This window comes from Microvirga sp. P5_D2, assembly GCF_054049475.1.
In genome coordinates, this window is the sequence record NZ_JBFUMH010000002.1 from 141,870 (window position 1) to 163,318 (window position 21,449).

Genomic DNA, 21,449 nt, shown 5'->3' on the forward strand with positions numbered 1-21,449 from the left:
GGGTCTGGTTTGTGGCCTTAAAGAACGAACCAGCTCTTCTGCAGGTCGAGTACGCCCTTGAGCTTGATCACGCCTTCGGCGGCTTTGTCATTGTCGGTGTTGAGATAGACGTACGTGTAGTTGCCCGCCTTCTCGTAGCKCACCTGACCAGCATTGGTGAAAGCATCGGTGCCGATGAAGCTGAAGTTCTGGTTGCCCTTCTTGGTCGTATTGGCATCCATCGCCCTCAAGTCGATCTTATCGCCCGCCCTGCCGGAGAAGTCGGTGATGTAATCGGCCGACTTTCTGTTGCTGCCCGTGTCCTTGTCGTTGAAGATGAACACGTCCTTGCCTGCGCCGCCCGTCATCGTGTCACGGCCCGCGCCACCGATGATGACATCGTTGCCCTGGCTGCCAACGATCCGGTCGATGGAAGCAGTACCCAGGACGTTCTCCACCAGGACATCGGCCAGCGATATCGTCAGGACCTCATCGTGGCTGGCACCGCTTCGATCGGTTGCCCGCACGATGACCTGATGACTCGTGGCCTGCTCATAATCGAGCCTGAGCGCGTCGGACACGAGGATCTGGTCGCCGCTGATGGTGAACCGACCATCCGCATTGTTGACGAGGGAGTAGGTGAACGTGTCGCCTGCATCCGGATCGAGAGCCGAAAGCGTTCCAACGGTGGTGCCGTTGGCGRAGTTTTCGAGCACCGATCCGCCGCTGAGAGCGACCTTCGACGGAGCCTCGTTCACATTCATGACGTCGACCGTGAATTCCTGCTGATGGCTCAGGCCACCCGCATCCTTCGATGTCACCGTCAGGTCGACCTTCGACTCAGTCTCGTAGTTCAGGCTGACGCCTGCCTTGAGCTTGAGCTGGCCATCGACCACCTCGAAGCGGCTGTCGCTCACCGTATAGGCGAAGGTTTCATCAGCATCCTGGTCCGTGGTGGACAGGGTGCCGATCACCGCGCTGGCTGCGTTCTCGGCCACCGTCTTGGCAGACAGGGCGACTGCCGTCGGAGCCTCGTTCACGTCCCGGATCCGGATCTTGACCGTCGTCGTCGTCGTGTTGACGCCGTCGAAGGCCGACACCTGGATCTCACCCTCCTTCTCGTCGATCGCTTCGAAGTCGAGCGGGTCGCCCACGTAGACGAGCTGGTTGTCCTCGTTGATCTCGAACACGCCAGCGAGTTCACCGGAGATGGAGAACTGCGCCGGATTCAGGCCGATTGTGTCCGGATCGAGCGAGGTCAGATCCGCGACGACGACGTTGGTGGCGTTCTCGTCGAGATCGTACACCGTGACGTTCACTTCCGGATCATTGTCGTTCTCGTCCGTCACAGTGACGGTGATCGCGTCGGACGTGATGGAACCACCGTCCTCTTCCGTGACCTTCACGGCAACCGAGTAAGACGACGTGGCTTCGAAGTTGGCTCCGCCCTTGAACCACAGCGCATTGCCACGGATCTCGAACATGTCCGCGTCGTCACCGACCAGCGACAGCGTGTTGTTGCCGAGAGCATCGTCCGTGACGGTGATGTCGGTCACCTTCATGGCATCGCCGTTCTCAGCCGTCGTGAGCGAAGCAAGCTCCTTGTTCAGGCTGATGGCGGTCGGTGCCTCGTTCACGTCCGTGACCGAGACGGTGATCGGGTCGGAGGTAGCAGAGCCAGCCTCAGCGTCGGTCGCCTTCACGGCGATCGAGTAGGAAGCCTTGGCCTCGAAGTTGGCACCGCCCAAGAACCACAGCGCGGAGCCGCGGAGCTCGAAGGCAGCAGCGTCAGCGCCGACCAGGGACAGCGTCTCGCTGCCGAGAAGGTCGTCGGTGATGGTGATGTCCGCTACCTTGAAGGCCGCGCCGTTCTCCGCCGTCGTGATCACCTGGTTATTCAGGGTCACCTCCGTCGGAGCCTCGTTCACGTTGAGTTTCTCAACGCTCACGCTGCCGTTGGCGAAGCTGAAGGTTTCGACGCCCGACACGGTATCGGTACCGGTTCCGTTTTCGCGAAGATCGGTGATCGTAACGGTCTCGGTTTCGGCGTCGTACGCAACTGTATAGTCGGAACGATTGCCGCTGAACGAAGCGGTGTCGTCGCCGTCGCCGCCGTTGATGACATCGTTGCCGGCACCGCCCGCGAAGGTATCCGCTTCATTGCTTCCGTAGAAGGTGTCCGCGTACACCGTGCCCTGGACATTGTGTCCAGTTCCCAAGCCGTAGATGCTGACATCGCCGCCAGGAGCAGTCGACAGGATCGTGTTTGCGCCGATGACCTGGCCGATGTTTGCCGAGTCGGTGGTGACTCCCACGCCGATGTTCTCGAACTCATTCCCAAACAGGACGTTACCGGTGACAGACAGTCCCGCGGGGTCGTCCATCGAGATGCCAACGTAGTTGGTCGCGAAAACGTTACCTGTCACCGAGCCGGTTGTGCCGGAATTGAAGTAGGCGCCCGTGGCCCAGCCGGAGAACACGTTACCGGAGACGGTGAGACCCGTGGCCGAGGCATCGGTCACGATGCCGCGCGAGCCGGCATCGTACTCGCCCGCCAGGAAGCTGTTGGTGATGGTCACGTTGGCAGCCTGGACGAACACGCCCGCTTGTTCGCCGACGAACAGGCCGGGACGAATATTCAGACCGTCGAGCGTGACGCCTTCGGCCACAATCTGGATGCCGCCTGCAATGACGGTCTCCTCGCCTGCGGAAGGGTTCAAGCGATCATATCCGCCGACACCGGCATTGGCGCCGAGGATGGTCACGTCCTTGTTGACCACAACCGTCTCTTGGTACGTGCCGGCTGCAACCAGGATCGTGTCGCCGTCCGCAGCGCCCGCGATGGCGGCGTTCAGGTCGCAGTATCCGCCGTCAGCCGCCTCGGAGACCAGAACAAAGGTCTTGTCGCCGATCGTGACGCGCTCGACGCCCTTAAGGGTGTCGACCACATCGCCGACCTTCACCGTCCACACGCCGTCGACAAAGGCAATCTCCGCGCCTTCACCATAAGCCACCGTGTCAACGCCGGCTCCAGCCTCGATATGATCAGCGCCGGCTCCAGCCTCGATATGATCAGCGCCGGCCCCGCCCGTCATGATGTCATTGCCATTCGTGCCCGTGCGATCCAACCCTATTTCGGTGGCCGGATCGGTATACAGAACATAGCCGTTCGTGACGCCCGTCACCTGGTTCGGTGCATCGTTCGTCGGCCCGTCTGTATCGACAGAGCCAACATTTGCACTCGCATACTCGTAGACGCCGAGCTGCGCTGTGCTGATGATGTTGCCGTAAACCGAGCTTCCGGCGCTCGGACCCTCGATCTGGATCAGGATACCGCCGAAGTTGTCATTGACGTCGACGCCTGTGATCGTGTTGGAGTGGATATCAAGCGCGGTACCAGCGCCCCAGGCGAGAATGCCGGAGGAGTAGTCCGGGTTTTCTGACGCAGGATGGAAACCAATTCCGGTAATCGTGTTCCCGGACACCGTTCCGGTAACATTTTCGCCGAGGTCAAGGCCATTCTGGGCAATAACACCGTTGTGCTCGCCGGTGATCGTGTTGTCGGTGATGTCCACCTTTGCCTGGCGGACGACGATGGCCGACTTCTCGAAATTCGTGAAGGTGTTGCCCGTGGCCGTGAAAAGATTGTCCTTGTGGTCTGTGTCGTTAACGACTGCGACGGCCCTGGAAACATCGACACCCAAGGTCTCCGGACGAATTCCCGTAACGGTCGATTTTTCGAGCGAGCCTGAGGAGTTGCTGAAGAGCACACCGGCGAACTCAGTGCCGGCCGGCTTGTCACTAGCCCTGTCGGCGCCGTCCACTGTCACGCCCGAGATCGTCACGTCAGTGGAGTTGCTGACCGCTATGACGGCCGTGATGTCATAGTCCCAATAGGCGGCGTCTGTTTGGGTCAGGTCGGCGGGAGCCTTGATCGTCACCCCTTCGCCAGCCGCCTGGATCGTCAGGCCGGTGACGCCGCTGATCGCGACCTGCTCCTCGTAGATGCCAGGTGCGACCATGATGATGTCGCCGTCACCTGCCGCATCCACCGAAGCCTCAACCGCAGCCTGAATCGTGGTGAAACCGTCGGACGCGTCCTTACCCACGAGACGATAGGTCTGGCCCTCGATTGTAACCGATGTCGTGCCGGCCGGGATCTTATCCTCGCCGTAATACCAAGAATCAACTCTGAAAGTGATGGATAAATCTGACATCTTGAAGCCCCCGGACCTGCATAAGGTCTATTTGTCTAATTCTCGACACGTGCCGACGCACGGCTTGTGCTGTTTCTTGGATACCCGGCCGCTGCCAACCACGCGGCGATGGGCGAAAATGTGGTTTTCCGGCGGAAAGAAACCATACCTTCGAGGTAGGCCCGCCCCCTAAATGGGTAGGCTGAAAGAAAAAATCCTATCCCTCTACTGATGATCACGATAAACCCAGGATCTTATGCTTGGCGCGAGCAGTTTTATCGAGAACTGCTACCCATACGGGGAGTAATCATTAAATAAATATTCAAACGTAATCACGTTTCATATTGCGCCAAAAGGCGGCATTCCCAAGAGTAATCCTCTTAAATATTACTCCCTTCGCGCTCCCACGCGCTTCTGTCTGCAAGGTTATCTCTCCCAGTGCCGATCAAAGAATCATTCTACGAAGCAGCCGTCATCCCAGAGCTCTGGGGTAAGGCTGTCAGCACAGCGCGGGAGATCTGGAATACAGATTCTGTCAGCATAGGGCGTTTCTCCAACGTCTGTTCTGGGCTGGTCGCGTCCCGTGGCGCAGAGGATCTCGCGGCCCGATATGTTCTGGAAGGCTGGTACAAGGCGGATGTGGGGGCCGAGCGTGCCATCCGGGCTCTTCGCAAGGGGCGGGACATCGTCACCGAGTCCGATCTGTTCCAGCCTGAAGAGATCCAGCGCCTGCCGTTCTTTGCAGACTTCCTTCACAAGTCTGGATTCGGAGGATTTGCCGCTGGGCTTCTCTGTGAGATCGATGGCATCGTCATGAGCCTCTTGATCGGTCGGCGTCGTGAGAACGGAGCTTTCGCCGAAAACGACCTGGCCCAGATCCGCAGCCAGCTGCCGCAGCTTCGCAAGGCCTGCGAACTCGCGTCATTCAATCGCCTGGCCGCCGCGAACGGCGTTATTGCAAATCTGGAGCAGCTGGGCACCGGCGCGTTTCTCATCGACTGGTTGGGACGTGTGATCCGCGTTAACAAGAAGGCCGAAGGCTATCTGGAAACATCCCTTCAGCTGGTGATGTCGCGCCTGCATCTGAGTGACAAGGCGGCGAACAAAAGTCTCCAGGATTTCGTGACGGCGAGTGTTCAACCGCTCTTCAGCGGCATCGGCAAGCCTGTAGCGCCTCTCGTCGTTCATCGACCGGACAAGCGCCCCTTCACCCTGACATCGTACCCCATCGTTCTCCAGGCTTCCGATGTCTTCCAGGGCGCCCGCGCGATCCTGCTCATCAAAGACCCGGAAGAGAAGCGCACGATATCGCAACGGGTTCTGAAGGATGCGTTCCGGTTCACGCCGACAGAACACCGCGTTGCGTCACACTTGCTTGCCGGCCTGAATACGGAAGAGGTTGCTGCAGAACTCGATGTCAGCAAGGAAGCGATCCGCTTTCACCTGAAATCGATGTTCGCGAAAACGGACACCAACCAGCAGGCACAGCTCGTCAGCCTGCTGACCCGCTACAGCGAGACGGTCTAGAATTTTCGCTCACCGCTTCGTCGCCGCAATGGCATAGCGGTGTTGGGTCGTGCGCTCCAGGCTCTTGAGTAACGGCATATGCTTCGCCTGCTCTCGGTGGATGCGCTTCAGGTCATAGTCCACGAAGATGTCCTTAAAGCCGGCCTCTCGGAGCATAGTGACGACTTCGGAGGAGCGCGCTCCCTTGGAGAAATAGACCTGCCGCAGAATCCGCTCATGAGCCTCGCGCATCGCATTCGGGTTTGCGGAAACCTGTCTCCCGATGAGGCGCTCGAAAACGCGGATCACGCGCTTGACGATCGTATCCGAGACAAAGTCGCCATCGACGATGAGCACCTTCCCGCCGGGCTTCAACAGCGAGTGCCACTCCTTGAAGGCCGCTTTCGGGTCGACGAGCGTCCAGACGAGATGGCGTGTCACGATCACGTCGTAGCTCTCACGCTGTTCCAGCGTGCGCTCGGCATCACCCATGACGAACCGGATCTGCGTTCCGCGCGATTCCGCTTTTGCGCGAGCACGGGCGAGCATCTGTTCCGACCAATCGAGCCCCGTCACACCAAAACCCATCCCGTCGAGAAGATGGGAGATCACCCCTGTGCCGCTGGCGAGATCGAGCGCCGCCCGCCCCTCCCCCGCCCCGAGATGGCGCAGGAAGAGCTGACGCCATGCCTGCCGCTCCGCCTCCGAGAAAATCTCGTGCCCTGCCTGCTCATCGAAAGTCGCAGCGCGGGCTGACCAATAGTCACGGATTTCATCACGAAGCGTGTAGTTCGACGTCATCAGACAGGCTCATATGATTGGCAATCAATGGTCACTTATCGGGCAATTTCAGTATCGTCAAATTATAAACATTCTAAACAAAGAATTTAATGATTCCAAACTAAGCAAACAAACGACATACTTTGAAACATTTCCAAATTATACTTCTTGAGATACTTTGCGCATAAGCATAGGAGGAGGCCATTCCCTTCAGGTACGAGGCTTCCCATGCAACTGCCCAAATTAGCGCTCTGCGCGGCCCTGGCATTGATCTCTCTTCTGCCAATGCCCGCCAAGGCGGCCGACTCGAAGATCACCGTCACCGACATTACCGGTCGTCAGGTCGAGGTGAAGACGCCGGTCGACAAGGTGATCCTGGGCGAAGGACGCCAGATCTATTTCGTTGCGGCGCTTGACAGCGACAACCCCTTTAAGCGCGTCGTCGGCTGGCGCGACGATTTCGAGAAGGCGGATCTCGACGGCTACAAGGACTACCTCGCCAAGTACCCGAACATCGCGAAGCTCCCGAAATTCGGCGGCACGAAGGAAGGCACGTTCGAGATCGAGCAGGCGATTGCGCTCGCGCCCGACGTGATGATCATGAACCTGGAAGCCAAGACCGCGACGGACGATGCGAAGCTCATCGAGAAGCTCGGCAAGGTCGGCATCCCGGTCGTGTTCGTGGATTTCCGCGAGAAGCCTTTCGAGAACACCGAGCCGAGCATGAAGTTGATCGGCAAGCTGTTTGGCARGGAAGCCCGTGCGGACGAGTTCATCGCGTTCCGCAAGGAGCAGATCGAGCGCGTGACAGAGCGTCTTGCCAAGGCCAACCCGCCCAAGCCCCTGGTGATGGTGGAGCGCGCAGCCGGCTACACGGACGATTGCTGCATGTCCTTCGGCAACGAGAACTTCGGCAAGATGGTCGAGATCGCCGGCGGCATCAACATGGCCGCCAAGATCATTCCCGGCACCTTCGGCGTCGTGAACCCGGAGCAGATCATCGCCTCCAATCCCGATCATGTGATCGCCACCGGTTCGAACTGGGAATTGTTCGTGCCCGGCGGCGCATGGGTGGGCGTGGGCTCCGGCGCCAACAAGGCCGAGGCCCGGCGCAAGCTCTCCGCCCTGATGAAGCGCCCCGCCTTCACCGGCATCAAGGCGGTGCAGAACAATCAGGTCCACGCCATCTGGCATCAGTTCTACAACAGCCCCTACCAGTTCGTCGCCATTCAACAGATCGCCAAGTGGCAGCATCCTGATCTGTTCAAGGATCTCGATCCCGAGCAGACGATGAAGACGCTCTATGAGCGCTTCCTGCCGGTCGCTTACAAGCCGGGCTACTGGGTTTCGCTGAGCGACAAGGAATAGTCTTTTGGCCCAAACGGCATCCATGGCCGCCCATACGGGGCGCGGTGCATACCGCGCCCTCGTGCAGCGCAAGAAGCTCGTTCTTCTCGCGCTCGGCATCATCCTGATTCTCTCCATCGTCGCCGATCTCGGCCTGGGGCCAGCCCGCTACACCATGCGGGAGGTCGTGCTCGCGCTGATGGGGTCGCCGGATATTTCCAACCAGGTCTCCGTAGTGATCTGGGATATCCGTATGCCAGTCGCCTTGATGGCGGTGGTTGTCGGCGCGGCTTTGTCGGCAGCGGGCGCGCAGATGCAGACCATCCTGAACAATCCGCTCGCGAGTCCGTTCACGCTCGGCATCTCGGCGGCCGCCAGCTTCGGCGCTTCGATTGCGCTCGTGTTCGGCATCGGCATTCTGCCTTTCGCCATCGAGTACGTGGTCTCGATCAACGCCCTGGTCATGGCCATGGTGGCGGCTCTCTTCATTCACCTGATGAGCCAGAAGCGCGGCGTCACGGTCGAGACCATCGTTCTGCTCGGCATCACGCTCGTTTTCACCTTCAACGCGCTCTTGGCGCTCGTGCAGTTTCTCGCCTCCGAGCAGGCGCTCGCGGCGGTCGTGTTCTGGACCATGGGCAGCCTCACCCGCGCCACATGGCCCAAGCTCGCGATCACGACCGTCATCGTCGTCGTGGCTTTGCCGCTGTTCTTTCGCCGCGCGTGGGCGCTGACAGCGCTTCGCCTCGGCGAAGACAAGGCTGCGAGTTTCGGCGTGAACGTTCGCTGGCTCAGGCTCGAGACGATGCTGATCGTCAGCGTGCTCGCAGCGGTGCCCGTGGCCTTCGTCGGCACGATCGGTTTCGTCGGCCTCGTCGGCCCGCATATCGCACGCATGCTGATCGGCGAGGATCAGCGCTTCTTCCTGCCGGCCTCCGCTCTCTCGGGCGCCGCGATGCTGTCGCTGACATCCGTGATCAGCAAGTCGCTCATTCCGGGCAGCATCATTCCCATCGGCATCATCACCGCATTGGTGGGCGTGCCATTTCTCTTCAGCCTGATCATGACCAATCGGAGACGGGCATGGTAGCCACGCTTCAACTCGACGAAGTCGGAGTCCGCTACGGCAAGCGGGAGGTACTTTCCGGCATCACCACCCCCACGCTCAAGGGCGGTGAGGTCACGGCGGTGATCGGCCCGAATGCCGCCGGCAAGTCGAGCCTCTTCCGGCGCATCGCGGGACTTTTGAGCGGCCCTGGAAAAATCGTCGCAAGCGGCCTCAACAAATCCGCATCCTCGGCCATCTGCTACATGCCGCAGGACACTTCCGTGAACACCGTGCTTACGGTTTATGAATCGGTTCTTCTCGYGCGCAAGCAGGGCACGGATCCGCGCGTCAGCGATGCGGATCTCGAAGCCGTGGACGAGATCCTCGGCGCCCTGCGAATCGAAAGCATCGCGTTCAAGGGTTTGTCGGAACTCAGCGGCGGGCAACGGCAACTGGTTTCGCTGGCTCAAACTCTGGTGCGGAACCCGGAGATCCTGCTTTTGGACGAGCCAACGAGCGCGCTCGATCTGAACCGACAGGTCGAAGTGCTGGCGCTGATCCAGACTCTCGCGCGCAAGCGACAGATGTGTGTGGTGATCGCCATCCACGATCTCAACCAGGTTCTGCGGGTCGCAGACCGGGTCATGGTGATCGATGCGGGAACCATGGTGAAATGCGGCCCGTCCGAGGCGGTGATCACGCCGGAATTGCTGCGGGACATCTACAAGGTCGAAGGCAGGATCGAGCGATGCTCCCGGTTGTGCAGCCAGGTCATCATCGACGGCCCCATCGTCCATCACGCCTGAGCCAATACCGGACGGCATACCGGCGGGCGCCAGATCTGGAACCCGACCGGAACCCGCGGGTTCTTCTCTCATAGCCACGCTTGGAGAGAGCAACGGCTGCGGGTTGAGTAATGGCGCGTGAGACCAGCCTTCCGGAGACGAACAAGGACTATGCCATAGGCCTCGGGCGCGCCTTCGGCGGCGCGGTGCTTTTCGCCATCCCGCTCCTCATGACCATGGAGATGTGGTCGCTCGGCTTCTCCATGGGCCGGGGCCGGCTGCTGCTGTTCGTGGCCTGCAACTTTGCGATTCTGATCGGGATGTCCTATTTCGCGGGCTTCGAGAAGACGTTCAGCTGGAAAGAGGATGTGCTGGATGCCTTCGCCGCTTTCGGGGTCGGCGTTCTCACATCCGCGCTCATGCTGTTTATCCTCGCCGCGATCACCTTCGACATGACTTGGAACGAGATCGTCGGAAAGATTGCCTTGCAAAGCGTTCCCGCCAGCATCGGCGCCATGCTGGGAAGCAAGCAGTTGGGGGCCGAGCAGGACATCGAGGCGGAAGACGAGCGCAAGCGGCAGGCAGGCTATAGCGGGGAACTGTTCCTGATGTTGGCGGGCGCGCTTTTCCTGGCGTTCAACGTGGCGCCGACGGAAGAAATGATCCTGATCGCCTTCCAGATGTCGCCCTGGCATACACTCGCCCTCGGCGGCATTTCCATAGTTCTCCTCCACGTCTTCGTTTATGCCGTCGGCTTCTCGGGCCAGGAAAGCCGGCCTGAAAACGGCACCTTCGTCTCGACCTTCCTTCACTTCACCCTGGCAGGCTACGGCATCGCCCTTCTGGTCAGCCTGTACGTGCTCTGGACCTTCGGCCGAACGGAAGGTGTCGCACCGGCCGAAATTGCGAACATGGCCGTCGTGCTCGGCTTTCCAGCCTCCTTGGGCGCTGCAACGGCAAGGCTTGTGATATGAAAGCGGCAATGAAAAGCGACAGCACGCATAAGGATGAGCGTTCGTCAGAGATCGCCCAGCATACGCCCTTGCTCGAATGGATCGCTTCGGGGATCGGCCTGCTGCTGGTTGTCTGCATGCTCGGCTTCATTGGATGGCAGGCGCTCGACGATCCGAGATCTCCGCCCGCGATTACCGTCGAAGCCTCCGATGTGAGCTCTGTTCCAGGCGGCTACCGCGTGATCTTCCAAGCACGGAATGCAGGCGGCGCAGCGGCGGCCCAAGTGCGGATCGACGGTGTCGTATCGACCGGCAATCAGGGACCTGAAACCAGCAGCGTGATCCTCGACTACATTCCTGGACACTCTGCGCGCGAAGGCGGATTGTTCTTCACGCAGGATCCCCGAACAGGAAATCTGGCTTTGCGCGCATCGGGATTCGCCAAACCCTGAAAGCCGTTCACTCTGAGCATGAAACCAGAGAACGGCACAGATCGCGGAAAGGTAAACTGGCGATCCCGGGAAGACTCGAACTTCCGACCTTCGGTTTAGGAAACCGCTGCTCTGTCCTGCTGAGCTACGGGACCGCGTGAGGAAAGGGGATGTAGCACGGTCGAGGGGAGCATTCCAGAGGGGTTACGGGCTGGGTCTCGTCGGCCTGTTTCATCTGAGGGACCACGGAACTCACCCTCCCCGGATCGGTTTGAAGGAGGAACCGGAGGCATGCCATGGCTCAGACCCTGCGCGAGTTCCTGACCCAAGTGGAGAATCTTCCGCCCGACACGCTGCTCTGCGTGGCCGAGGTGGACGAAGCCTTTGCGGCGCATGTGGCCGAAGTCGAAATCATTCCGGACGCCAAGGAGCAGAACCGGAAGGCGGAGGGCACGGAAGCCGTCGAGCTCGGCAACGGCAAGCAGATGGTCGTCGTGATCCGCTGGTGATCGCCTTCAGCCATTTACCTGTAATGATCGACCCGCAGGACCGCGCAGCCCGACAGGAAAGCCGGATCAAGAAAAGCACTGAATCATCGCAATGAAGTAACAGGACGATGCTGGCCCTTCGTCAAGGGCACTGTATGATCCTGGTCGATGACGGGACCGTTCTTATGGATTATCGCCGCCCTTGGCCTTGCTTCAGCCATTGGCTTTTCGCCTGTAGCGGCGCAGGGGAATGCCGATCCGAAAAGGACGGGGCAGGACGCACGCCGTTGCGGCGGCACTCTCGTTGAGAACAAGCTCACCACCATCGGCGCCGAGGGGGATTTTGCTTTATCCGATGGACAACCGGCCAAGCTGTCCGGCCTCCGGCTACCGGAGACAGATTTGCACCGCCGGCAGGCCGTGGAGCTTCTGCGAGTCCAAAGGGAAAAATCCGTTATCGTCGAGAGCCTTGGCGAAAAGGACAGATGGGGCCGCCTGCCTGTCAGGATCAGGCTTTCCAGCGCTGAAACCGGCAGCGATTTAAGCCACATCCTCGTCGAGGCCGGACTTGCCATCGTCGATCCGGGGCCTGAGCGGGTCTTCTGCCAGCCGGAATTACTGGCTTTTGAGGAACGGCCCGTGAACAGCGCCTTGGTGTTTGGGCCGATGCCCGCTATAACCCCATTCCTGCCGAGCAAAACGAGCTTTTGCGGGAGCGTGTCGGCAGCTTCGTCATCGTCGAAGGACGGGTGCGGAGCGTGGGCGAGCGCAAGCAGACAACCTATTTGAACTTCGGGGGGCACTGGGCAGAAGACTTCACGATCGTCATCCCTCGGAAAGTCTGGACCCTGATGGCGGAACGCGGCCTTGACGCTGCTTCGCTGAAGGGCCGGAGGATCCGGGCCCGAGGCATTTTGCAGACTTGGCAAGGTACGGCTTTGACCATTGAAATGCCGGAGATGATTGAGCGTCTTGAAGGCAATCGCTTGCCCCGATGAGCACGCATGAGCGACACACGTCAGACAGGTAAGATCCGGATCGCCGGCATCCTTATGATCTCGGCCCTCGTTTCGGCCTGCTCGAGCTTTGGCGGCACCTCCCTGCCCGCCAATACGCCCCGGGTACTCGGCCCGGACCGGGATAGGGACCATGTGCGCCTCGTCGCGGCCTTCGGCGGCGAAGGTCGGGCGCCCCAGCTCCAGAAGCTTCTGTCGGATGCGGTGAACCGCCTGGTCATGGCGACCGACAGGCCGGACGAGGCCTATCAGGTCACCATTCTCAATTCGCCCGTGGTCAATGCCTTCGCCCTGCCGAATGGCCGTCTCTACGTGACCCGCGGTTTGCTGGCGCTCGCCAACGACACGTCCGAGGTCGCGGCCGTGCTGTCGCATGAAATCGCCCACGTCACGCTGCGCCACGCTTCGCAGCGCAATGAATTGCAGGCGCGCTCCGACCTGATCGAACGGGTCGCGGAAAACGTGCTCAACGATTCCCAGGAAGCAGCCGTGGTGCAGGACCAAGCCCGCTCGACGCTGGCAAGCTTCTCCCGGTCCCAGGAGCTCGAAGCGGACAAGACCGGCGTCGCCGTGCTCGCGCGCGCTGGTTTCGATCCTTACGGCGCTCCTCGCTTCCTCACCGCGCTTGGCCGCTCGGCGGCCAGTTCCAATACCAGCGGCGAGCGAGTGACCTCGCATCCCAGCACGACCGAGCGCATTTCTCGCGCCTTGCAGGCAGCGCGCCGCGCCGGCCCGCCTGGCATGGGCGAGACGGGACGGGCCGATTATCTGGCAGCGCTCGACAGCCTCGCCTATGGCGACGATCCGGGCGATGGGGTGGTCAAGGGCCGCCGCTTTATCCATGCGCGTCTCGGGGTCGCCTTCGAGGCCCCTGAAGGCTTCACTCTGGAGAACACCTCCCAGGCGGTTCTCGGCGCGTCGAACGACGGTGAGCGGCGCCTGCTGTTCGATGCCGCCGATACGCCCAACGGCCAGAGCCTCGAAGACGTGCTCCGCTCTACATGGACGGACACGATCGAGCCTGGCAGCCTCGTGACCGCGACGATCAACGACCTGCCTGTGGTCATGGCCCTGTCCAACGGCAAGGAATGGACGTTCCGCCTCTCCGCCATCCGCATCGGCAACACCACGTACCGCCTCATCATGGCGGCGCGCACCGGCGGCAGTGACCTGGAGAACATGTTCAACCGCACCTTGAACAGCGTGCGGCAGGTGCAGGCCGACGAGGCGCGGCGCATCCGACCCCTGAAGCTGCAGATCGCTACCGCCCAGCGAGGCGACACACCTCAGACTCTGGCCGCGCGCATGCCCGTGGATCGGTCGTTGGAGCGCTTCCTGCTGCTCAACGGCCTTGAGCGCAATTCGCAGATCAAGGCCGGCGAGCGCTACAAGATCGTTGTCGAATAGCGGCGGTCGGGTTTTCGTAATTTAACTCTGAGCGTCTGACCTTCAAAGGCCATGGCGCGTCTTTCCTCGCCTTTGCGGAGAGGGATTGAGTGGGGTCGCAAAGTCAGAGTGCTGCGCTGTATCCAGTAAGCACGATAGCCCTACCTCGTCATGGCCGGGCTTGTCCCGGGCGTGACGAGTAGAAAAGCGCTGCGCTCCTCATATCGGGATCACCGGCACGAGGCCGGTGATGACACTGCGATTGATTGGTTCAATCATTCACCCGGTCGCACCACCTCCACCCCTCAAGGCGTGGGAAACACGCGCCCTATCCTTTTCCAGTGAGCTTCTCACGATAAGGATATTGCTTCGGCCACTGAACCATATCTCAAACGCAATCAGGCGAGCCATTCCTGGCTCGCCTGATGTGTAATGCGTTGCGTGTTGAGCGTGTTAGACGAATGCGCCGGAGGCCTGGGGGTATCGCTCGATCAGGGCGCGCTTCAGTTTTTCCAGGGCGCGGTTCTCGATCTGGCGCACGCGTTCCTTCGAGATGCCAAGGCGGTCGCCGAGGAACTCGAGGGTCACCTGTTCGTCATCGAGACGGCGGGCCCGCAGGATGCGCAGCTCGCGTTCGTTGAGCACTTCGAGAGCCTGCCTGAGCCAGCGCACGCGGCGCTCGGTATCGATCACTTCGGTGACGCTCTCGTCCGGAAGCGGGCTGTTGTCCACGAGGAACTCCACACGCTCCGCCGAATTGGAGGAGTCGGCATCGAGAACAGGCGCATTGAGAGACGTATCGGGTGCCGAGAGGCGCGCGTCCATCAGGGCCACGTCGGCCTTGGAGACGCCGATGGCCTCAGCGATCTTCGCGTGAACTTCCGAGGAGATGCGCTCCTCGCCACCACGAGTCAGGCGAGCCCGCAACCGGCGCAGGTTGAAGAAAAGAGCCTTCTGTGCGGAACTTGTTCCACCACGGACGATTGACCAGTTACGAAGGATGTAATCCTGTACGGAGGCACGGATCCACCAAGTCGCATAAGTTGAGAAGCGAACTTCGCGCTCAGGCTCGAAGCGGGCGGCGGCCTCGAGGAGGCCCACATGCCCTTCCTGAACCAGATCAGCCATCGGAAGACCGTAATGGCGGAAGCGGGCAGCAAGCGCGATGACGAGGCGCATATGCGCTGCGGTCAATTGGTGAAGAGCAACTTCGTCGCGCTGTTCCTTCCAGCGCACGGCAAGCAGATGCTCCTCTTCTCTTTCGAGAAAAGGGGCATTCATGGCGGCGCGAACGAAACGACGACGAACGCCTGAGATTTCTCCCATTGTGTCCTCCCTTGGCACAGACACAACGGGTAAGGCGGGAAAAAGTTCACGCCAAACAGCCAAGTTTTGCAAAATAGATTCCAAACCCCTGAAAACAAGGTGTTTGGTCAAGAAAAAGCCCGGCATCGAGCCGGGCTTTTTGAGTGCAATGCAATATGGAAGAGGGCTTACGCCGCTTCTTCCTGCACGTCCTCGCCATCGGCTTCGTCCGCCTCGGCGCCCTTGGCACGGCGCGGGGACTTGGCGAGGCTCTGCTCGATGAGCTTCAAGGCTTCCGTATCCGTGATCTTGTTGACGGCCGAAATCTCGCGCACGACGCGGTCGAGGGCGGATTCGTAAAGCTGGCGCTCGCTGTACGACTGCTCGGGCTGAGCCTCGGAGCGGTAGAGGTCGCGTACGACTTCCGTCACGGCGATCAGATCGCCCGAATTGATCTTCGCTTCRTATTCCTGKGCCCGGCGCGACCACATGGTGCGCTTCACGCGGGCACGCCCCGTCAGAACGTCCAAGGCCTTTTGAACCAGAGCCGGTTCGGCAAGCTTGCGCATGCCGACGCTGGCAGCTTTCGCGGTCGGGACACGAAGAACCATCTTGTCCTTGTCGAAGGAGACCACGTAGAGCTCCAGCTTGAAGCCGGCGATTTCCTGCTCCTCGATGGCCGTGATGCGGCCGACGCCGTGAGCGGGATAAACAATGGCTTCGCCGGACTTGTAACCCAGGCGCTGGGTGGACTTCTTAGCGGTTGTCATGCGAGAGAGGCCTCCTTGCATGGTCCCCCGCTCAGGCGGGGGAGCAATGGTTCCACTGGGCAGGGCCCCAGGGGAACGAGAATGAGATGAGTGTTTACGGACCTTGACAGGTTCGCTCGACTCCCTGATGTAAGCAGCAACTACAAATGCTCTCGCCCCGACCTGAAGGTAGTGGAAACTCCCTTAGGTCAGAGTTTGTGCATCATTGCTTCAGTGTGTGAACCGACGACCTTGCGAGACGGTGCACGGCTTGAGCGCAAGCGACGGCATCTGTGGACCCTATCACAGACCAGCCGAAAAAGCAAAAATATTTCAAAGCATAGCGTAAAGAAGCTCGGTTTATGGCCGAGCTCCGGATTGGGTACATCAGGCGGAAAACGCGCCCTGATTCTCTAGCGACGGAGGTCTTTGGGTCACCCCAAAGGGTACTTGCGGGGCGCTTTAATCGCCCTCGCCGGGATTCGCAGAGAAATGGGCCTCGAACTTACCTGCCACGCCGTCGAATTCCTTGGCGTCGGCCGGCGGGTCCTTCTTCTGCGTGAGGTTGGGCCAGCTCTTGGCCATGTCGGCATTGAGCTTCAGCCATTGCTCGAGCCCGGGCTCCGCATCCGGCTTGATGGCCTCGGCCGGGCATTCAGGCTCGCAGACGCCGCAATCGATGCACTCGTCCGGGTGGATGACGAGCATGTTCTCGCCCTCGTAGAAACAGTCCACCGGGCATACTTCCACGCAGTCCATGTATTTGCACTTGATGCAATTTTCAGTGACGACGTAGGTCATGAACGGTCCTTCGAGGGTCTGTTCCAGAGTAAAAGCTTGAGATGCTGCCGCTCTAGCTCTTGTCGCCTTCGCTGACAAGCACTCCATCGCTTGCATTGAGATCGATGTAGAGCTGCCTTGCTTCCGGCGCAGGGCCTCGGCGTAGCCCAAGGTCTTCGACCCTTACCACTAAGGTCGTGCGGGCGAGGGCGAGAGTGACCACGTCACCGATGGCGACCGCCTTTGCGGCATTGTCGGTGCGCTGGCCGTTGACACGCACGAAGCCGCTTACGACGAGCTTGGCGGCGAGCGTCCGGGTTTTGGCGAAGCGTGCGAACCAGAGCCACTTATCAAGTCGCTGCCGGTCCTCACGCATCGCGAAGGCTCACTTCTTGCTGTCTTCCAGCTGGGCCTTGAGGGCCATCAGCTTGGCGAAGGGCGAATTCGGGYCCGGCTGCTTCTCGCGCCGCTCCTGTCCGCCATCGCGACGGTGATCGGCGCGCTTGTCGGGACGCGGACCACGGCGATCGTCCTGACGGGGACCACGCGGCGGCCGGTTCTGCGGACGCCCGCCCTCCCCTTGCCCCTGCCCATCGCGGCGGGGGCGCTCAGCCTGGCCGTCGCCATGGCGGGGACGCCGATCGCCACGCTCGGGGCGCTCACCGCGCTCGGAGCGTTCGCCACCGCGTTCATGGCGTCCGCCACGGGCCTCACGGCCTTGGCGGGCGTGACCGCCCTCGTGATGACGGCGATGCTGACGCCAGACCTCGATCAGTTCGGGTTCTGCGGATGCCTCGCCTGCAGCCTCGGGAGCTGCTTCCGCTGCACCTTCCGCCGGGGCCAGCATTTGACCCTCTGGGGATGCCACGGCCTCAGCGGCGCTCTCCGCGACCGTCTCGACCGACACGGAAGCATCGGGAGCCTCAACCGCGACAGCGCCGGTTTCCTCGGCGACAGCCTGGGTCTCAGTCGCTGCCTCCGTGGAAGCCTCCGCGGGAGCCGCCTCAACTTCCACAGCCTGCGGCGCGGCCGCCAGCGGAACGGTGATCGCGGGGCCTGCGCGGCGCTCCGCGACATAGCCGAGGGACTTCAGGATGGTGGCGAAATCCTCGCCGGCGCAGCCGACGAGAGACGTCATGGCAACGGTCGGCACGAAGCTCTCGCCATCGGCGGCACCTGCCGGCGGCTCACCGGGCGTAATGCCCGGGCGATAGGAGATGGCGGGACGGATCAAGTCGGCCAATCGCTCCAGAATATCCACACGCACAGCCCGTCCGCCGCAGACGCGGAAGCCGGCGGCGCGGTAGAGGCCCGCTGCGATCTCCGTATCGACCGGGATCGAGGTGCGGCCGGATTGGGCGAGATGGGCGATCTCATCGATGCCCTTCTGGTCGAGGCCGCCGTTCTGCAGCGCCCAAAGCTGCGTCGCGAGAACGCGCGGAGCGGGCTTCAGCAGGGCCGGCAAATAAAGATGGTAGGCGCCGAAGCGCACGCCCGCCTTGCGGAGCGCCGCGCGGGCGTCCTGGTCGAGGCTGCGGACGTCGTTGAGAACCTTCGCGCGCTCCAAAACGCCGAGGGACTCGCCGATCTGGAAGGCGATGCCACGGGCAAGGCCCGCGAGCTCCGCGTTGGTCTCCAGTTCCATGACGGAGCCAAGCAGGCGCACCACATAAGCCTTGAGCCAGGCGCGCAGGCGGTTCTCGACCTTGTCGCGGGCCGGGCCGGTCAGATGCTCGTCCGAGAGAATGCGCACGCGCGGCTCGAACAGCTTGTCGCCGGTCTCCAGCTTGGCCACCGGGTCGCCCATCCAGCGGATGGTGCCGTCGTTGGATAGCACCAGCGTGGTGTCAGGGGTCTCGGCAAACCGGTCCGCCCGCGCCTCGATCTCGCCGGCCAGCGCCTTGCTGGCAGCGTTGCGCAGGGTCTTGGCTTCCGTCGTATCGGCCTGGGGGTCGGGCACGAAGTGGAATCCGTGCAGGTGGCCGATATGCTGTCCCTCGACGGTAACGTCGCCGGTGGTCGTAATTTCCGCTTCGAGCATCGTGTTCTCTCTCAAGCGCCGCATGAGAACGCTTGTCCTTCGGTCGATGAACCGTTGGGCCAGACGTTCATGAAGCGCATCCGATAGCTTGTCCTCTACCTGACGCGCAACACCCTGCCAATGCTCCGGGTCCTTCAACCAGTCGGGACGGTTAGCAACGAAGGACCAGGTTCGCACCTGGGCGATGCGATTGGAGAGGGTGTCGATGTCCCCATCCGTACGGTCCATGGCCAGAAGATGGCGCGAGAACCAATCCGCCGGAACGGCTCCATCCTTCATGAGAAAGCGGTAGAGCTGGCCGATCAGATCCGAATGGGTCTGGGGTGAAACCTTCCTGTAATCAGGCACTTGGCAGATCTGCCAGAGCCGCTCCACCGCATAGGGCGTGCGCGCGAAGGCCTGGATATCGTCGTCCCGGGCAAGCAGTTCGAGGGCTGCCAAGTCCTCGCCCATGGGCGCGCGCACGAGGCCATGCTCGCGGGGCTGGTGGCCCAGTGAATCGCGCAGGCGACTGAGCGAAGAAAAATCCAAATCCGGGTTGCGCCATTGCAGAATGCGCACCGGATCGAAGGTGTGATTCTCGAGCGCTTCCACCGTTTCCGCATCGAAAGGCGGGCAGCGGCCCGTGGAGCCGAAGGTGCCGTCGCGCATGTAGCGGCCCGCTCGCCCCGCGATCTGGGCGAGTTCGGCGTTGTAGAGCTTGCGGAAGCGAAAGCCGTCGAACTTCTTGTCGGAGGCGAAGGCCACGTGATCGACATCGAGGTTGAGGCCCATGCCGATGGCGTCGGTGGCGATCAGGTAATCCACGTCCCCATTCTGGTAGAGCTCGACCTGCGCGTTGCGGGTGCGGGGCGAAAGCGCGCCGAGGACTACCGCAGCACCACCGCTCTGGCGCCGGATCAGCTCCGCGATGCTGTAGACCTCCTCCGCCGAGAAGGCGACGATGGCCGAGCGGCGGGGAAGGCGGGAAACCTTTTTCTCGCCGGAGAATGTGAGCTGCGACAGGCGCGGGCGCGTGACCACATGGACGCCGGGGATCAGCGCCTCGATCAGCGGGCGCATGGTCATGGAGCCAATGAGGAGCGTCTCCTCACGCCCGCGCTGATTCAGGAGCCGGTCGGTGAACACATGGCCGCGATCGAGGTCGGCGGCTAACTGCACCTCGTCGATGGCGACGAAAGCCACATCGACGTCCCGGGGCATGGCCTCGACGGTGGAGATCCAGTAGCGCGGCCGGTCCGGCTTGATCTTTTCCTCACCTGTGATGAGAGCCACGTTGTGATGGCCCGCCTTCTCCACGACCCGGTTATAGACCTCGCGGGCGAGCAGGCGCAGCGGCAGGCCGATCATCCCGCTTTCATGGCCGAGCATGCGCTCGATGGCGAGATGGGTCTTGCCGGTATTCGTCGGCCCGAGCACGGCTGTCACGCCGCGCGCGCGCACTTGCGGAGGAAGGGAACGGCGGGCCATGAAACGGGTAATGAGGATCTTATCCCGAGTGAGAGGGGCAAGAAGTCCAGCACCATGTGCAGGCAGTCTTCTTGCAAACGAGCCTGGCCGCTCATCCGGCAGGCTTAACCCCTTATATGGGGCCGCAGCTGCGTTCCGCTACCCGCTCGCACGCGTTTTGGCAGAGGTTTGCAAGCGATTTTCAGGGCTTACTGAGCAGCATCCGCTTTGATGGGCTGGGTCGCCCTGGCGCGAGGCTTGGTCGAGGTCGGCGTGACCTTGGCTTCACCTTCCACCGACCAGCTGGCGGCCTCGAGCTCGCCCATGCCGATCATGGTGCGTACGGCGACCTTGATAGGGAACAGCACCCGCTGCCCTTCCACCGGCGCCAGCCACACGTTCATGTCTTTGTTCTCCTGCATGAACTTGGTGGAAGGCCGCTCGCTTCTGTGGCCGGAGATCGGCACCCAGCGGGCGTTGCAGACGAGAACGGGGCCGGAATAGCCCGGCACCTCGATATTCTTCGTCTCCGCATAGGAGAGGATCACGTTCTGGCGGGTCGCCCCATCGAAGACCGGGAGCGTGCGGTTGCAATTGGCCTCGTCGGTGAGGCTCTTCGCCGCGACCGCCGGCATGATGAGCGCGCTTATGGGATCAATGACCCCCTTCTTGTCGGCATCCTTGACGGGGACCCGGTCGGATTTGGGCTCGACGGGCGGGTTGATCTCCACCTCCGCCACGTTGCCGGAGACGAGCCCCATGCGCACAGTCCGCTGCTCGCCGGAGGATTTCGACGTCACCGAGAAGCCCTGCGGCTGGAGCTGGGCGCCGGAAATCGTGCCCGAGGCATTGCCGAAGCCCTTGCCGCCGGTGAAGGCCCGCACGAGGCCCGTCATCTTCACATTGCCCTCAACCTCATATTTCGGACCGATGAAGGTAGAGGACAGGTCGACTTTCCCGATCGGCAGGCCTGCCAGGGAAAGGTCGTAGTTGACCTTGAGCTTCTGGGCGTGAGCCTGCGTGCCGATTCCGGCAAGGATCATGGTCACGAAGGCGGAGGCGATGAGGCGCATAGGGCTATCCCGATAGTCTATTCTGTTGCATCGCAGGTGAATCGGAATAAATGATGACCATGATGTCGCAAAAAAACGAGATGCGACATCGCACTATTCTTGACGGGGTGGGGGTTTTCAGCCTATAGCCCTGCACC

General features: G+C 61.4%; 18 protein-coding genes and 1 tRNA gene. 10 read left to right on the top strand and 9 right to left on the bottom strand.

The genetic code is table 11. The annotated features are described in order from the left end of the window. Positions 1-17: 17 nt before the first annotated feature. Complete coding sequence (locus tag ACXJKO_RS01560) at positions 18-4,196, bottom strand: cadherin domain-containing protein (RefSeq protein WP_457089314.1); 4,179 nt, start codon at positions 4,194-4,196, stop codon at positions 18-20. Between the two features lie 417 nt (positions 4,197-4,613). On the opposite strand from ACXJKO_RS01560, the gene ACXJKO_RS01565 reads away from it, so the two are divergent. Next, positions 4,614-5,702, top strand: a complete 1,089-nt coding sequence (locus tag ACXJKO_RS01565; protein WP_457089315.1) for a helix-turn-helix transcriptional regulator — start codon at positions 4,614-4,616, stop codon at positions 5,700-5,702. 9 nt (positions 5,703-5,711) lie between these two features. Here ACXJKO_RS01565 and ACXJKO_RS01570 read toward each other — a convergent pair whose 3' ends face one another. Continuing rightward, entirely contained in the window at positions 5,712-6,482 is a 771-nt protein-coding gene (locus ACXJKO_RS01570) for a class I SAM-dependent methyltransferase (RefSeq protein WP_457089316.1), read from the bottom strand. 207 nt (positions 6,483-6,689) lie between these two features. Here ACXJKO_RS01570 and ACXJKO_RS01575 point away from each other — a divergent pair, with 207 nt between their 5' ends. The 5 genes from ACXJKO_RS01575 to ACXJKO_RS01595 all read left to right on the top strand — a co-directional run bounded on the left by ACXJKO_RS01575 (position 6,690) and on the right by ACXJKO_RS01595 (position 11,046). Further along, complete coding sequence (locus ACXJKO_RS01575) at positions 6,690-7,829, top strand: ABC transporter substrate-binding protein (protein ID WP_457089317.1); 1,140 nt, start codon at positions 6,690-6,692, stop codon at positions 7,827-7,829. 22 nt (positions 7,830-7,851) lie between these two features. Continuing rightward, positions 7,852-8,898, top strand: a complete 1,047-nt coding sequence (locus tag ACXJKO_RS01580; RefSeq protein ID WP_457089351.1) for a FecCD family ABC transporter permease — start codon at positions 7,852-7,854, stop codon at positions 8,896-8,898. Continuing rightward, complete coding sequence (locus ACXJKO_RS01585) at positions 8,892-9,662, top strand: ABC transporter ATP-binding protein (protein WP_457089318.1); 771 nt, start codon at positions 8,892-8,894, stop codon at positions 9,660-9,662. Before ACXJKO_RS01580 ends, ACXJKO_RS01585 begins: the two co-directional genes overlap by 7 nt. 110 nt (positions 9,663-9,772) lie before the next feature. Beyond that, complete coding sequence (locus tag ACXJKO_RS01590) at positions 9,773-10,615, top strand: TIGR02587 family membrane protein (RefSeq protein ID WP_457089319.1); 843 nt, start codon at positions 9,773-9,775, stop codon at positions 10,613-10,615. Positions 10,616-10,623: 8 nt separating this feature from the next. Next, complete coding sequence (locus ACXJKO_RS01595) at positions 10,624-11,046, top strand: TIGR02588 family protein (RefSeq protein ID WP_457089320.1); 423 nt, start codon at positions 10,624-10,626, stop codon at positions 11,044-11,046. Between the two features lie 57 nt (positions 11,047-11,103). Here the strand turns inward: ACXJKO_RS01595 and ACXJKO_RS01600 are convergent. After that, positions 11,104-11,180: transfer RNA gene (locus ACXJKO_RS01600), tRNA-Arg, on the bottom strand. Between the two features lie 141 nt (positions 11,181-11,321). Between ACXJKO_RS01600 and ACXJKO_RS01605 the strand changes: the two genes are divergently transcribed. From ACXJKO_RS01605 to ACXJKO_RS01620, 4 genes are all read left to right on the top strand, one after another. Beyond that, a complete protein-coding gene (locus ACXJKO_RS01605) occupies positions 11,322-11,534 on the top strand; it encodes a sugar phosphorylase (RefSeq protein WP_457089321.1) in 213 nt (70 codons plus the stop codon). A gap of 147 nt (positions 11,535-11,681) precedes the next feature. Beyond that, the gene (locus ACXJKO_RS01610; RefSeq protein WP_457089322.1) at positions 11,682-12,302 is read left to right on the top strand and encodes a hypothetical protein; all 621 of its coding nucleotides are present in this window, start codon (positions 11,682-11,684) and stop codon (positions 12,300-12,302) included. Continuing rightward, positions 12,272-12,511, top strand: coding sequence for a hypothetical protein (locus ACXJKO_RS01615; RefSeq protein WP_457089323.1), 240 nt, complete (start codon positions 12,272-12,274; stop codon positions 12,509-12,511). The genes ACXJKO_RS01610 and ACXJKO_RS01615 overlap by 31 nt, the downstream gene beginning before the upstream one ends. A 6-nt stretch (positions 12,512-12,517) precedes the next feature. Further along, positions 12,518-13,936 (top strand): M48 family metalloprotease, encoded by a 1,419-nt coding sequence (locus ACXJKO_RS01620; RefSeq protein ID WP_457089324.1) that lies wholly within the window; start codon positions 12,518-12,520, stop codon positions 13,934-13,936. Between the two features lie 432 nt (positions 13,937-14,368). Here ACXJKO_RS01620 and ACXJKO_RS01625 read toward each other — a convergent pair whose 3' ends face one another. The 6 genes from ACXJKO_RS01625 to ACXJKO_RS01650 all read right to left on the bottom strand — a co-directional run bounded on the left by ACXJKO_RS01625 (position 14,369) and on the right by ACXJKO_RS01650 (position 21,312). Then, positions 14,369-15,241 (bottom strand): RNA polymerase factor sigma-32, encoded by an 873-nt coding sequence (locus tag ACXJKO_RS01625; RefSeq protein ID WP_457089325.1) that lies wholly within the window; start codon positions 15,239-15,241, stop codon positions 14,369-14,371. A 167-nt stretch (positions 15,242-15,408) separates the two neighbouring features. Further along, positions 15,409-15,990, bottom strand: a complete 582-nt coding sequence (locus tag ACXJKO_RS01630; protein ID WP_457089326.1) for a CarD family transcriptional regulator — start codon at positions 15,988-15,990, stop codon at positions 15,409-15,411. Between the two features lie 441 nt (positions 15,991-16,431). Then, positions 16,432-16,770, bottom strand: a complete 339-nt coding sequence (gene fdxA, locus ACXJKO_RS01635; protein WP_457089327.1) for a ferredoxin FdxA — start codon at positions 16,768-16,770, stop codon at positions 16,432-16,434. A gap of 52 nt (positions 16,771-16,822) precedes the next feature. Continuing rightward, positions 16,823-17,125 carry an RNA-binding S4 domain-containing protein gene (locus tag ACXJKO_RS01640; RefSeq protein WP_457089328.1) on the bottom strand — a complete coding sequence of 101 codons (303 nt, stop codon included), beginning with the start codon at positions 17,123-17,125 and terminating at the stop codon, positions 16,823-16,825. Positions 17,126-17,134: 9 nt separating this feature from the next. After that, a complete protein-coding gene (locus tag ACXJKO_RS01645; protein WP_457089329.1) occupies positions 17,135-20,260 on the bottom strand; it encodes a helicase-related protein in 3,126 nt (1,041 codons plus the stop codon). A gap of 188 nt (positions 20,261-20,448) precedes the next feature. After that, on the bottom strand, positions 20,449-21,312 hold the full coding sequence (locus ACXJKO_RS01650) for a DUF3108 domain-containing protein (protein ID WP_457089330.1): 864 nt from the start codon (positions 21,310-21,312) through the stop codon (positions 20,449-20,451). Positions 21,313-21,449 lie beyond the last annotated feature (137 nt).